General features: G+C 62.4%; 12 protein-coding genes. 11 read left to right on the top strand and 1 reads right to left on the bottom strand.

From position 1 onward, the window contains the following. The first annotated feature begins 24 nt into the window (after positions 1 to 24). The 7 genes from QMK17_RS23205 to QMK17_RS23175 all read left to right on the top strand — a co-directional run bounded on the left by QMK17_RS23205 (position 25) and on the right by QMK17_RS23175 (position 6,456). Positions 25 to 1,047, top strand: a complete 1,023-nt coding sequence (locus QMK17_RS23205) for an aldo/keto reductase (protein ID WP_283511651.1) — start codon at positions 25 to 27, stop codon at positions 1,045 to 1,047. A gap of 104 nt (positions 1,048 to 1,151) precedes the next feature. Continuing rightward, positions 1,152 to 2,774, top strand: coding sequence for an MFS transporter (locus tag QMK17_RS23200; RefSeq protein WP_283511650.1), 1,623 nt, complete (start codon positions 1,152 to 1,154; stop codon positions 2,772 to 2,774). Next, positions 2,767 to 3,492: an HAD family hydrolase gene (locus QMK17_RS23195; RefSeq protein ID WP_283511649.1), complete on the top strand. Its 726-nt coding sequence runs from the start codon at positions 2,767 to 2,769 to the stop codon at positions 3,490 to 3,492. Before QMK17_RS23200 ends, QMK17_RS23195 begins: the two co-directional genes overlap by 8 nt. 50 nt (positions 3,493 to 3,542) lie before the next feature. Further along, on the top strand, positions 3,543 to 4,724 hold the full coding sequence (locus tag QMK17_RS23190) for a 3-hydroxyacyl-CoA dehydrogenase family protein (protein ID WP_283511648.1): 1,182 nt from the start codon (positions 3,543 to 3,545) through the stop codon (positions 4,722 to 4,724). After that, positions 4,721 to 5,467: an MBL fold metallo-hydrolase gene (locus tag QMK17_RS23185; RefSeq protein ID WP_283511647.1), complete on the top strand. Its 747-nt coding sequence runs from the start codon at positions 4,721 to 4,723 to the stop codon at positions 5,465 to 5,467. Before QMK17_RS23190 ends, QMK17_RS23185 begins: the two co-directional genes overlap by 4 nt. A gap of 57 nt (positions 5,468 to 5,524) precedes the next feature. After that, a complete protein-coding gene (locus tag QMK17_RS23180) occupies positions 5,525 to 5,980 on the top strand; it encodes a MarR family winged helix-turn-helix transcriptional regulator (protein ID WP_084345209.1) in 456 nt (151 codons plus the stop codon). Positions 5,981 to 6,066: 86 nt separating this feature from the next. After that, positions 6,067 to 6,456: a PPOX class F420-dependent oxidoreductase gene (locus QMK17_RS23175; RefSeq protein WP_283511646.1), complete on the top strand. Its 390-nt coding sequence runs from the start codon at positions 6,067 to 6,069 to the stop codon at positions 6,454 to 6,456. Positions 6,457 to 6,502: 46 nt separating this feature from the next. Here QMK17_RS23175 and QMK17_RS23170 read toward each other — a convergent pair whose 3' ends face one another. Beyond that, on the bottom strand, positions 6,503 to 7,798 hold the full coding sequence (locus tag QMK17_RS23170; RefSeq protein WP_283511645.1) for an ISL3 family transposase: 1,296 nt from the start codon (positions 7,796 to 7,798) through the stop codon (positions 6,503 to 6,505). Positions 7,799 to 8,520: 722 nt separating this feature from the next. On the opposite strand from QMK17_RS23170, the gene QMK17_RS23165 reads away from it, so the two are divergent. The 4 genes from QMK17_RS23165 to QMK17_RS23150 all read left to right on the top strand — a co-directional run bounded on the left by QMK17_RS23165 (position 8,521) and on the right by QMK17_RS23150 (position 12,659). Beyond that, entirely contained in the window at positions 8,521 to 8,838 is a 318-nt protein-coding gene (locus tag QMK17_RS23165; RefSeq protein WP_283511644.1) for a type I restriction-modification system subunit M N-terminal domain-containing protein, read from the top strand. A 356-nt stretch (positions 8,839 to 9,194) separates the two neighbouring features. Next, a complete protein-coding gene (locus tag QMK17_RS23160) occupies positions 9,195 to 10,172 on the top strand; it encodes an AAA family ATPase (protein WP_442972818.1) in 978 nt (325 codons plus the stop codon). Continuing rightward, a complete protein-coding gene (locus tag QMK17_RS23155; protein WP_283511642.1) occupies positions 10,165 to 11,550 on the top strand; it encodes a hypothetical protein in 1,386 nt (461 codons plus the stop codon). Before QMK17_RS23160 ends, QMK17_RS23155 begins: the two co-directional genes overlap by 8 nt. Further along, on the top strand, positions 11,469 to 12,659 hold the full coding sequence (locus QMK17_RS23150; RefSeq protein WP_283511641.1) for a S8 family serine peptidase: 1,191 nt from the start codon (positions 11,469 to 11,471) through the stop codon (positions 12,657 to 12,659). Before QMK17_RS23155 ends, QMK17_RS23150 begins: the two co-directional genes overlap by 82 nt. The last annotated feature ends 225 nt before the right edge of the window (positions 12,660 to 12,884 follow it).

Genomic DNA, 12,884 nt, shown 5'->3' with positions numbered 1-12,884 from the left:
CCCGATCTACTAGGAGCCTTCGACATGCGACAACGACTGTTCACACCACACGGACCCTCCCTGGGAGCTGTGGGCCTCGGCTGCATGGGTATGAGCTGGGGATACGCTGAATCGAGTAGAGACGACGCCGAATCGGCCGCGGTGATCAGCGCTGCTCTCGACGCGGGTATCTCCATGATCGACACCGCCGACATCTACGGCGACGGGCACAACGAAACCGTTGTCGCCCAGGGAATCAAGGGACGCCGAGACGAGGTTTTCCTCGCCACCAAATGCGGCCTGGTCGTCGACGATCTACCTCGCAAACAAATGCACCGCGACGGCAGTCCACGCCATATCGCGGAGGCGGTGCGCGCAAGCTTGACCCGGCTCGACGTGGACAATATCGACCTGCTGTATCTGCATCGAGTCGACCCCGCAGTCCCACTCGAAGACACCTTCGGCGCAATGGCGCTGCTCGTCGAGCAGGGCTTGGTGAAGTATCTCGGCCTCTCGGAGGTGACCGTCTGGCAAGCCGGCGCGGCCAATGCGATCCATCCTGTGTCCGCTGTTCAGTCCGAGCTGTCGCTGTGGACCCGCGACGCTCTGGGGTCGGCGACCGATTCTCACGGCGCGAGCCCCGCTGCATCACCGCCGGGTGCAGGTGCCTCGGTAAGTGGCGACGTTGTAGGTTGGTGCCGCGCCAACGGGGCAGCGTTCGTTCCGTTCGCACCCCTCGGGCGCGGATTTCTCACCGGGGCCGTATCGGACGGGGTGTTCGAGGACGGAGACTTTCGGGCGACCAACCCCCGCTTCGCCCGCCACGCGTTGACTCAGAACCAGCGCATCGTCGACGTGGTGACCGAGGTCGCCCACTCTATCGGTGCAACCCCTGCGCAGGTATCGATCGCCTGGACACTCGCATGTGGCGATCACGTCATCCCCATCCCGGGCACGCGCAAGCTCACGCACCTCTCCGACAATGCCGGGGCGGCGGACATCGTTTTGAACGCGGAGGCATTGCGGGCGCTGGGCGAAGTCCCCGAGACAGTCGGATCCCGTTACTGAACGCACGAGCGCGCCGAGAAATTACTCGGCATGTACATATACTGATAAGTATCAGTACACTGATATAACCCAATCCGGATCGCCGTGCACCAGGAGAGCAATCGATGACCACCACCAATGAACAATCGCCTCTGCTGAGAGGCGCTTCTGCCGCGACACTGATCGCGGCGTGCATGATCGCAGTACTGTTTCCGACGTCGATCACGGGCACATCGGTTACGCTGCCTGACATTTCGAGTGACCTCGGCGGCGGAGTCGCTGGACTGCAATGGGTCGTACACGCCTACGACCTCACCTTCGCCGCGTTTCTACTGGCCATGGGATCGCTCGCCGACGTACTCGGGCGACGACGCGTCCTGATGTTCGGCTTGGCCTTGTTCGGAGCAGGATCCATCGCTGCGGCGTTGTCCTTCAACCTGCTCTTCCTCGATCTCGCGCGCGGCCTTACCGGGATCGGTGCCGCAGCGGCCTTCACCAGTGTCGCTGCCGCCCTGGCCAACGCCTTCGATGGTGCAGCCCGCGCCAAAGCATTCGGAGTGTTCGGCACGTGCTTCGGGATCGGCCTCGCGTTCGGACCGCTCCTCGGCGGCGGTATGAGCAGCTCGCTGGGGTGGAGGTACTTCTTTGCAGTACAAGCTTTGGTAGCAATAGCCGCTTTGATTTTGAGCAGTCGCGTGACGGCGACGGCCACCGTCAGCAACACTCGTGTCGATTGGGCCGGAACCGCCACGTTCGTCGGTGCCTTGTTCTTACTGATTCTTGCTCTCGTCGAGGGTCCACAGCTCGGCTGGGGATCGATCGGCACCATCGCCATGTTCGTCGGTGCGGCTGCTCTGCTGGCAGCGTTCGTCATCGTCGAACATCGGCAGGCCGCGCCGATGTTCGACCTGGCTCTGTTCCGATCGCGCCAGTACTTCGCAGTGTGCCTGTCACCGGTCGCCTTGGCGTTCGGATTCGTCGCACTCTTGGTGTTTCTGCCGACCTACTTCATTGCAGTCGACGGCCGGACACCTTGGGACGCCGGCCTTCTGATGCTCCTGCTGACCGCCCCGACGCTGGTGATGCCCGCAGTCGCCGGAAACCTCGCCGCGAAGGGCGTTACCTACCGGACACTGCTGATCACGTGCATGGTTCTGGTCGGCGGCGGAACTTTGTGGCTACTCACGTTGAGTGCCGGGATGCCGCTCTGGGAGCTGGCAGGGCCGCTCGTCGTCATCGGAATAGGTTTCGGAATCTCGAACGGAATCCTCGACGGGGCAGCAGTGAGCTCGGTTCGGCCCGAACGAGCAGGCATGGCCGCCGGCATGTTCGGAACCATGCGTATCACCGGCGAAGTGGTCGCCATCGCCGCGATGGGATCACTGATCGTCAGTCTGACGTCACGCCAACTCGGCGAACGCATCGACGGCCTCGCTGGAACGGCGTACGCGCAGGACCCGGCTGGACTCGCGAACTCGATGGCCAAGGGAGATCTCACCACGCCCGCCCAGGGACTGACGACAGACGCACAGTCGACGTTCCATGCCTTCGCTTCGGATATCTACAGCTCGTCACTGCACCAGGTCTTCGTCATTCTGGCTGCATGCTGCCTGGTCATGGTGCCCATCCTCTGGGTTCTACTACGTGACGACAAGTCCCCCACGTCGGACAACAGTGCACCGGTTTCGGCAGCCGCGAACAGTTCCGCAGACGCCGCGCCCACCGGTCAGGTGCTCACGCATGATTGAGCCCCAGGAGGGCATAGGCCGCAACGGAGTTGCCTTCTTCGATGTCGACGAAACACTGTTGACCATAAAAAGCATGGTCTCCTTCTACCGATACCATTGCGCGAATCTCCCAGCCGCCGAGCGACACACCCGACTCGATCGCCTCGACGACCTACTCGAATCCGGAATTCCGAGAGAACGCGCCAACACCGATTTCTATCGCTTCATCGAAGGCACGTCCGTCGCTGAGCTGGCGGAATCAGGCCGTCGATGGTTCACAGATGTTGCCATCCCAGCGCTGAACACCTCTGTCCTGACCCGGCTGCAGTCGCACAAGCAGCAGGGCCACGCCATCGTGTTGGTGTCCGGGTCGTTTCCAGCGTGCCTGAACCCTGTCTCGGCATACGTCGGTGCCGATATGATCCTTTGTTCGCGACCAGCCGTCGCCGAGGGGCGCTACACAGGCCGCCTCGCAACGCCCATGATCGGTAACGGCAAGGCAGCTGCGGTGGCCGACATTCTCGACACGATTCCCACTTCGGCCCCGAGCTGGGCCTACGGCGACCACGAGTCCGACCTTCCGATGCTTCTGCTCGTGGACAACCCCGTCGTGGTCGGCGCCGACGCGGTGCTGAACACCACTGCTGTGCAGCGGGGCTGGGACACCATCGAAAGCACCGCCTACGGACTGCGCCCCGCCGCGGATACCGCGGCCCCGATCCCGATTGGCACCCTATGACGTCGTATTCGGCATCAGACATCGCGGACCTCATCGAAGGTGCTGCAGGTGTGAGCTCGCCTGGGCAGCCTCAGCCGCCAGGTGCAGAGTGGTTGTACCTGCGCTACCTCAACAGAGCGCACGCCATGGCCGTGAGCGGGTACGCCGTCAGTGCATCCATCGACTCCGCAATGCGCGGCGCGTGCCGGCTCACATTCGGACCGGCCCAACTCCGCGCACACCACGATCGCGACGTCCTCGCGCGGTGGTCGAAACATCTCGACGCCGAGATTGACGGGACCGCCCGCAATCGCTCCTACAGTGCCCCGAACACCCACCCTGCCGGAGACGACGAGCAGGTCGAGCCGATGTCTGTCCGTTCGGTGGGAATCGTCGGCACCGGCATCATGGCAACGGGTATCGCCCAGACCTACTTGGCAGCGGGGATAGACGTCAGCGTCGCCTCGCGGTCCACCGAGTCGTCCGCGAAATTCAGTGCGAACCTCGACCGAGCGCTGACAAGACAACGCATCGACGAAAACACCCGGGCAGCAATAGCCGACCGAGTCCACATCGCCGAGGGGTACGGACACCTTCGGACTTGTGATCTGGTGATCGAGTGTGTCGCGGAGAATTTCACCACCAAGACAGCAGTGTTTTGCGCACTCGATCGCCTGTGTCCCAGCACAACTGTCCTCGCCACAACCACATCGAGCCTGCAAATCTGCGACATCGCAGCCGTCACCGACACCCCGACGCGGGTCATCGGCATGCACTTCTTCAACCCTGCGAACACAATGCCGCTGATCGAACTCATCGCCACCCACAAGAGCGCCCCGCGTACGATCACGATCGCCGAAAGCGCCGCAAAACTGGCAGGGAAAGAAGTGGTGCGTTGCGGAGACCGTCCCGGCTTCATCGTCAATGCCCTGCTCATTCCTTACCTCAACGACGCGCTGCGCGTTCTGCGCACGACCCGAAACGCACCTGACCTCGACTACACAATGCGGCGCTTCGGGTTCCCTATGGGGCCCGTCGCGCTCCTCGAGCTGATCGGCCTCGACGTCGCACTCACCATCCAGCACACCCTGAAGGCTGCATTCGGTGACGATGAGTCGGTACCGGATCCACTGCTCGCCGCGTTGGTAGAAAACAACATTCTGGGCAGGAAGAACCGAACCACCGTCGCGGAGTTTCTGGCGGCGGCTACGCCGGCGACCGACGTGAGCAGACGATCGGTGAATAGCCTGTGAACGCCCCCCTGCCGAGTTCACTGCCGCCCGTAGTCGACACAGCGGTCACCCGCCTCCTGACCGCAACGGAGCTCGTCGTCGACGGCTTCACAGCCGGAGAGCATTTCCAGACCTGGTGCTACATCGTCACGGACCCCGGAACATCGCAGTCCGTTGTCATCGATCCCGGCCAAGGTGCAGCTCGAGTCGTATCCGAACACCTACGGCTGCACGGGTTGGATGCAGTCGCTGTCGTGTTGACACACGGCCACATGGACCACAGCTGGGATGCGGTCCCCCTCGCATCCGAACTCGACGTACCTCTAGGTATCCATCCAGCCGACGAGCAATCTCTGGTGAACCCCGAAGTGCTACTGCCGGAGGACTTCCCGAACAGTGCGTTGGCCGACTACCCCCGCGTCCCGGCCCGCCGCCGGCTCGAACTCCTAGACGGAACGATAGTGGCAGTCGGAGCACTGCAGGCTCGCGTCATCAGCATCCCCGGCCACACCCCGGGGTCGGTGATGTTCTCGATCGACGCCGGGCACGCTGCTCTGTTCGCGGGAGACAGTCTCCACCATTTCGGGCCAGGACTCGCTGCACCTCCAGCCGGTGACCGCTCTACTCTGCGCAAATCACTTGGGCGGGTTCTGCCCCAACTTCCCGACACCACCGTGATCTTCAATGGCCATGGACCACAGACCTCAGCAGCCGAGTGCAGACGTCCGGCGCACAGCAAGGCACACCAGGTATGGTCGATCTGACATTGTCGACCCCACTGATACCCATCAGAGCCCTGGCTCACAATATGAAGGCCCACCATGGTGAGCAAAGCAGACAGCGCGACCATCCAAGCCGAGATCGCGGCACGCATCGGAACCGACATCAAACGGGCCGAAGTCGCGCTGATTGCTCGCAAGACCAATGCGCTGAAGCCGTTCGATATCACTGTTCCCCAGTACGCCGCTTTGATGACGCTCTATCACTCACCAGGATCGTCGAGCGCACAGGTCGCTCGAGCATGCATGGTGACCGCTCAGACCATGAACACAGTGTTCAAAAACCTGGAATCGAAAGGCTTGATCGTCCGCACCCCCTCCTCGGTGCATCAGAAGGTCCTCGTGACAGAACTGACGAGATCGGGGCGTGCCTTACTGATGAAAGCAGACAAGGTAGCTCGGACCATCGAGGGAGAACTTGCGGACGAATTCAGCGCCGATGAGCGAGCGGCACTACATTCACTTCTCGAACGTGCGATAAAGAACCTCAGTCGATAACGCATTGCAGGATTACCTCCTACTGAGGCCAGCCTTACGGGCAATTCATTACGACCAAAAGAGTCCTCCAACCAGATTGGACAGTTATGTCGGTAATTCCGGAGTCACACGTGGATCTTCTCACCAGACCGCTGTATGCCCATCTGGCGACGATCCGTCCCGACGGGTCGCCGCAGGCCAACCCCATGTGGTTCAACTGGGACGGCACGCACATCAGGTTCACGAACACGAGCACACGGAAGAAGTCCCGGAACGTCGCCCACGAGCCTCGTATTGCTTTCTCGGTCAACGACCCTGATCAGCCCTATAGGTACCTCGAAGTCCGAGGTCGTGTCGTAAATGTAGAGCCCGACCCGAACGCAGAACTTTTCATGGCACTGGCAGATCGGTACGACCTGGCAATGTCTGGCCCGCCGGGTGACGCACCCGACCGGGTCGTGTTCGTTGTCGAACCAACTTCGGTCAGTTATCAATAGTTACCGCACCGTCAAGAAATCTGGCCCTTGTGACTGATGTGTGGGGTTATCGGCGGCCGGGTAGTGACGGCCGGTGTCCTCCGAGATCGAGCATGGCCAAGGATATGAGCGCTTCGGGATGGACAAAGCCGAAGGCGATGCGAGTGAGTAGTCGGATCTTGGTGTTGATAGATTCGACGAGTCCGTTGGACAGGCCGTGCTCGATCGCAGCAAGGATTTGTTCGCGATGGACGCCGACTCGGCGTTGAAGGGTGACGAATGATTCGATTCGGCTCCGTCGTGCCCACTGAATCCAGCGTTCGAGTGCATCGGAGGCCTGGTCGACGGGTAGTTTGAAGACCGTTCGTAGGCCCTCTTTGAGCAGGTAAGCGCGGTGGAGACGAGGATCGGTCGTGGCGATCCACCGCAGTTTCACGCGTTGGCGGTCGGTGAGGTTCTCTGGGTTCTTCCACAGTGCGTAGCGGGAACGCAGCAACGCCGGGCAGGCCCTGTGGAGACGGTGGAGCGTCGTCCGTTGATCCAGCCGTGCGATCGGGTGTTCCCTCCACTGCGTGCGTCGGACCATGCTTGGCGGCGTACGGCATCGAGTGCCTCTGTGGCCCAACCGACTACGTGAAAAGGGATCGGCACAACGGATCGCGCCTGGGCATCGATCGCGAACTACATCGGAGATCCATAGCGCCCCGTCAGCGGTGACATGAGTGATGCGGGCACACCTCCCCGCACCGGATGACTCGAGTGCATCGAAGAAAGCGCGAACGGTCGCGCGGTCGCGGCCGGGATGAACCGACACCAGGCGTCCGGTGTCGTGGTCGACGACGACGGTCAGGTACTTGTGGCCGCGTTTGTAGGAGATCTCGTCGATCCCGATTCGTGTCAGACCCGCCAACGCATCGATACCGGCGGCGGTGTCGGCCCACACTCGAGCGATGATCGATCCTACTGTGCGCCAGGCGATCCGCATCAGTTCGGTGATTGCCTTCTTGGAACACTGAGTGGCCAGCCACGCGACCTGCTGATCGAAGGACCGGGTGTGTCCTGCATTGTGGCGGGCCCACGGGACCTGGCGCACTGTCGGTCCGTGTGTGGGGCAGTCGACTCGTGGGGCATCGGCTTCGAGGTAGACCTGAACGGTTCCCAGATCCAGGCCACGCCACTGCCGTCGACCCTGCCCACGGTCGTACCAGGAGGCCCTCGATCCACAGGCACCACATCGACCCCTGGTCGCCCTCGCAGGCCTCACCTGCGCCACGATCGCTTGTGCGTCGTCGTTGAATTCGATGTCTTCGACGACAGTGTTCTCGACGCCCAACACAGTGCGCCATAAGCTAGCGTTCTGCACGCCGTTCTCCGTTCTTCAGTTTTGACCTTCGACAAGCCAAAACCTAGACGGGGGACGGCGTGTGGCCGCTCAGGCGCGATCAGCGACCCACGCACGTGTCACAAGAGCCAGAAATCTTGACAACCTCCGGTACCTGCCAACCCTAGCGTGAAAAATTGTCAGGATAAAGAGCCGCGCATTTTGCCACGATTGGCCACGGCCTTATGGCCCCGTCAGCGAAACTTCCATCTGAACCCTAAGCGATCACACCTCTACGTTGCACCAGCAGCGCGTGCGCAGCTACCCCAACCTCAACTCGTGCGCCACACGAGCAGGAAGGTCTGCACCTCAGCAAGATCGCGGCACACACCGACGTCGAGCGCATGTTCGCCGGGCGTCGGCTGTACTGGGGTGCTTCGTAGTTCTCGGTCCGTCGCTCCGAGGCCGAGGCTAATTGCATTCGTAGAGAGGTCGGAGTCGCGCGAGAATCCGGCGGCCGCGCCCTCCTGGGCTGCACCCGCCCCGACCCGGGGGTACGCGCTCCGTGGTGGTGGCACAACACTTGGGCGTGCATTTTCAAGGAATCCGGACAAGCGGTTCTCGTCTTGGGTCGCAACCGTATTGTCGCACGTGTCCGCACTCGCCACGGCGGTCTGCCTGCTGAAGCCCGCGCCTGGCTGAAAGGATGCCAGCACGTTCCGATATGAAGTAGTTCAACTGACTCCGAAGGAAGCGCGCACCCAGTGACGATCACCCAGCAACAATTCGAGACGCGTCTTTGGGACGCGGCCAACGCCCTGCGCGGACCGGTCGACCCTGCCGACTTCAAGACCTACGTCTTTCCGATGCTGTTCTGGAAGTGGATCTCCGATACCTGGTCGTACGAGCACGACGAAGCACTCGACGGGTACGGTGACGACCTCGACGACGAGATCGAGGCCGACTTCCACAGGTTTGAGATGCCCGCGGGCACGCTGTGGTCCGAGATCACGACCAAGGTCAAGAACCTTGGAGCGACTACGGTGACAAGTCGGTTCGACGAGAACTGCGCGCGGTCCTGAAGAACTACTCTCTGCCGATCAAGGGCGACCTTTTCGACCTGACCTATCATTACGTCCGAGAGAACTACTAGCGCTAGTTCGGGGTCCGGAAACTGGTCTGCGAGCGCAGGTCCGGCGTTGATCGTCTCCTACTTGTGGACCAAGGCCCGCGCGCCGGTCAACAGCCTTGGATGACGTTCGGAGCTCCGCTCGTTGCCCCTCTGTTCAGGTTCGCCAGGACCCGTCTTTTTCGGAAAGGCTCGCAGCGGTGTGTTTACCGACACACTGTGAAAACCTGGTCGGCGCGCATAAGGCGCGGCGAGAGTGCCGTTCCAGGCCGGTCTGCGAGAATCGTCGGCGACGAGAGGGGAATGAGCATGGCACGGGCAGATCTGCTTCTCGCGCTGGTTCGGTCCGGGGCAGGCGGCGACGACTTGGCGTTTCGCCGTGCCGCAGAAGCCCTGATCGCCGAGGAAAATGCGAAGAAGCACGGGGTCTTGGCCTCACAGCTGGCCGAGGCGCTGACCAGGCGTAAGACGTTGGGGTCGACTGTTTCCCCACTAACTAGGCCGCGTGAGTCCGTCGGCCTCCTCCACGAGACCGAGCCCGTACGCCGCCTCACCGACCTCGTCCTTCCGACCACGGTTCGACTGTCCGCAACCGAACTTGTCGAGGAGCACCACCGACGGGACCTGCTTCGCAGCCACGGCTTGGAACCACGGCATCGTATCCTCCTTGAAGGACCGCCTGGGAGTGGGAAAACAACGCTCGCCGAAGCCATCGCAACGGAAGTTGCAGTCCCGCTGCTTACGGTCCGGTATGAGGGTGTCATCGGTTCGTTCCTTGGAGAGACCGCGAGCCGGCTCGACGCGCTGTTTTCGGCGGTCCGTGTCCGCCCATGCGTGCTCTTCTTCGACGAGTTCGACGCCGTCGCCAAGGAGCGCGGTGACACCCATGAGACCGGCGAGATCAAACGCGTAGTCAGTTCGCTCCTGCTGCAGGTCGATAAACTGCCGAGCCACGTCATCGTCATCGCGGCGACCAATCACGCCGAGCTGCTCGATCGCGCAGTGTGGCGGAGGATGCAGATTCGGCTGCCCCTGCCTAGCGCAACCCGCGAAGGGAAGATCGAATGGCTCCGGGCGTGGTCGGCTCGCAAGGGAGTGGTGTTCGGCAAGTCCGAACGAACGATAGCCGACCGTCTGCGCGACGCGAGCTACGCGGAGCTGGAGGACTTCGCAGGCGACGTCCAGCGCCGCCAGATCCTCGGTGGTTTCGACGCCGACCCCACCTCAGTGACCGAGAGCGTCCTGCGGGCGTGGGCGGCCCGAGCGCGACCTGGCGCCAATGGCTGACGCCGGGGTTCAACGGCCCGTGCTGTGGGGCGAGGTCCGGCCTCCGATTGAATACAAGCCGACGACGAGCGGAGGGGCAAAGGTCGACGCGCCGTCGTACGGCGAGCAAGGCTCTCGGCTCGGAAGCAGATTTGACGACATCGACAATGCGTTCTCGGAGCAGGCGACTCTCATGCAGTCACTGGGGGCCAGCGATCCGCAGTTGGTCATCGTGTTCGAGGCCGTCGATGAACAGGCCGATTTGACCCGCGTGGCCGAGCTCGCTGGGTTGGAGATTCTCACGGAGGTCGAACGGGACTACGATCCAGACCCGGCATTCCCACGTAAGAGCAAAAACAAGGCCCTGCCCGTTACGGGCTGCCTCCATGCGGTCTGCATCAACGAACGGTCGCGGGCCAACATTCTCGCGCAATGGCGGCAATACAGTCAGACGGGGCAGGTCGATCGCGGCTACGCGCCACTGCGGGTGGTATTCGATCACCTGAAAGACGTGCGGCCTTGGGGGCCGCAGGACCGGGTGCGGACGAACGAACTTGCCGCCGCGCTGTCCGGGATGCTACCCGGCGACCACTCAATCGAGATCGAGCTCTGGTACCGCCTGTCAGAGTCGTTGCGTCAGAAGGCCCAAACCGAGGTGGCAGCACTCGTCGAGGCGAGCGCCGGTCGAGTCGTCTCCGTTGCCCGGGTCGACGAAATCGGGTATCACGGCATGAAGTGCTCCGTCCCGCTTGAGTTGCTCCAACGGTTGGCCAGTGGCGACCTCGATGCGGTCATGGCCGTGAAGTCGAGCCACGTGATGTACCTGCGAGCAACGGCGCAGTCCTATTCGTTCTCCGACGGTGTACCTGCGGAGTCGGTCGCTGCGAGCCCGCTCCCAAATGGCGACCCCGTTCTCTGCGTGCTGGACGGAGTGCCCGTGGCGAACCACCCAAGACTGGCCGGCCGCGTCATCGTGACCGATCCGGACGACCTGGGAGCCGACACCGGGTCCGAGACCAAGCTGCGTCGCCACGGGACTGCCATGGCTTCTGTATGCGTCTGGGGTGACCTCTCTTCCTCTGGTACTCCCCCAGCAACGAGGCCTGTGCTCGTCCGTCCGATCCTCACCCCGGTCGCTGATGCCCAAGATCGATTCGAGGAAGTTCCAGACGGGGAACACGCCCCCGACCTCATGCGCAGAGTGTTTCGAGAGCTCTTCGACGGAGACGGAACCGCCGGTCCGACCGCGCCCTCCATCGTGGTTCTGAATCTGTCCGTGGGTGATCCTGCGTCCCCCTTTGACGGTTTAATTTCGTCGTGGGCGAGGACTATCGACTGGTTGAGCGCGCGTACGGCGTCGTTGTTGTGGTGTCCGCAGGTAATCACCGCTCGCTATTAGTCCCGTCGGGGGTTGACACCCTGACCGCGCTTAACGGCGCGAAGCGCGCCGACGCAGTCAACGCCGTCGTAGCGGAGACAACGCCACGGCGCAGCCTACTCTCCCCGGCAGAGTCGATGAACGCGCTGACGGTCGGCGCACTGAACGCGGATGAGGCCGGCCCGGTGAATCTGGGGTATCGATTCGATCCCGCGGACGGCGAACTTATCGTCAACCCCATGAGTGCCGTCGGCGCCGGCAACCGTCGATCGGTGAAGCCTGACTTGCTGGCTCCGGGCGGTCGAGCCCTGTTCCGGGCCCCCGTGATGTCCGGAGAGACGGAGCTCTTTCCAGCCGTCCAGAGCGCGCAAGGTCCCGGTATCAGAGTTGCCGCGTCGAACGGTGCTGAAGAAGCCTTCACGATGGGTAGCAGCCCCGCCGCAGCGATGGTATCGAGGGAGGCCGCGCGCGTCGTGGACTCGATCCTCGACCTCGCGGATCGACCGTTGACCCGGTCCGAACTCGCTGTCGCGACAAAGGCGTTTGTCGCTCACTCGGTACGTCTGCCTGACGAACTCCGCGTTCACGACGCTCTGCGTCCGTTCGCCCACGGCTATGGCGCTCCTGCTCGAACGCTTGCTGACGGTTGCGAACCTCACGAGGCGAGCATCCTCTTCGTCGGTAACGTCGGTGCAGAGGAACAGGTCGCGTTATCCTTCCCGCTGCCCAACGGTCTCCAGCAGACGGGCTTGAAGCGGGTGACGGCCACTCTGGCTTGGCTGTCCCCGATAAACTGGCGGCATCGTCAGTACCGCCGCGCTGCGCTGGACTTCTCGAAGCCAACTGGCTTCACAGAACTCGGCTCGGCGCTCGATGTAAGCAGCAACCGCTCGAAGCGGGGCACGCTCCAGCACGCCGTTTGGGAGGTCAACCGAGCGATCGGCGTCGGCTCGGGAAACACCTTCGACCTCACAGTCCACTGCAAGGAGCAGGCCGGAGGTCTGATGGGTGCGCGCGTGGACTTCGCCGTTGTGTTATCTCTCTGGGTCGCGCCTACGCTCGGCGTAGATGTCTATACGCAGGTCCAGCAGCAGGTATCTGCACGCGTCACGGTCAACCCAGGTGCTTAGAGTCGACCTTGCGTGCGTTGGCTTTTGTCGTCCGTCCGCCCTACTGCTTGGAGTAGCAAGCCCATTGGCCTGCTTCGATGGTCTTTTCTGGTTTGCCTAACAACGGTCAGTCGGCCGAATGCGGCGCATTCGACGCCACACGAGCCTGTGACACCGAACAGCGACGATGTCGCCGACCAGTGATGTAGGCGTTTGCGCTTTGCTCATCTAAGAATTGCCCCGAAT

This window comes from Rhodococcus sp. G-MC3 (assembly GCF_030063335.1).
Lineage (GTDB): Bacteria > Actinomycetota > Actinomycetes > Mycobacteriales > Mycobacteriaceae > Rhodococcoides.
This window is presented reverse-complemented; position numbering and strand designations above follow the sequence as displayed.

Coding starts and splice junctions, on each gene's coding strand:
- QMK17_RS23205 (WP_283511651.1), top strand. CDS start 25: ATGCGACAACGACTGTTCACACCACACGGACCCTCCCTGGGAGCTGTG.
- QMK17_RS23200 (WP_283511650.1), top strand. CDS start 1,152: ATGACCACCACCAATGAACAATCGCCTCTGCTGAGAGGCGCTTCTGCC.
- QMK17_RS23195 (WP_283511649.1), top strand. CDS start 2,767: ATGATTGAGCCCCAGGAGGGCATAGGCCGCAACGGAGTTGCCTTCTTC.
- QMK17_RS23180 (WP_084345209.1), top strand. CDS start 5,525: ATGGTGAGCAAAGCAGACAGCGCGACCATCCAAGCCGAGATCGCGGCA.
- QMK17_RS23175 (WP_283511646.1), top strand. CDS start 6,067: ATGTCGGTAATTCCGGAGTCACACGTGGATCTTCTCACCAGACCGCTG.
- QMK17_RS23160 (WP_442972818.1), top strand. CDS start 9,195: ATGGCACGGGCAGATCTGCTTCTCGCGCTGGTTCGGTCCGGGGCAGGC.
- QMK17_RS23155 (WP_283511642.1), top strand. CDS start 10,165: ATGGCTGACGCCGGGGTTCAACGGCCCGTGCTGTGGGGCGAGGTCCGG.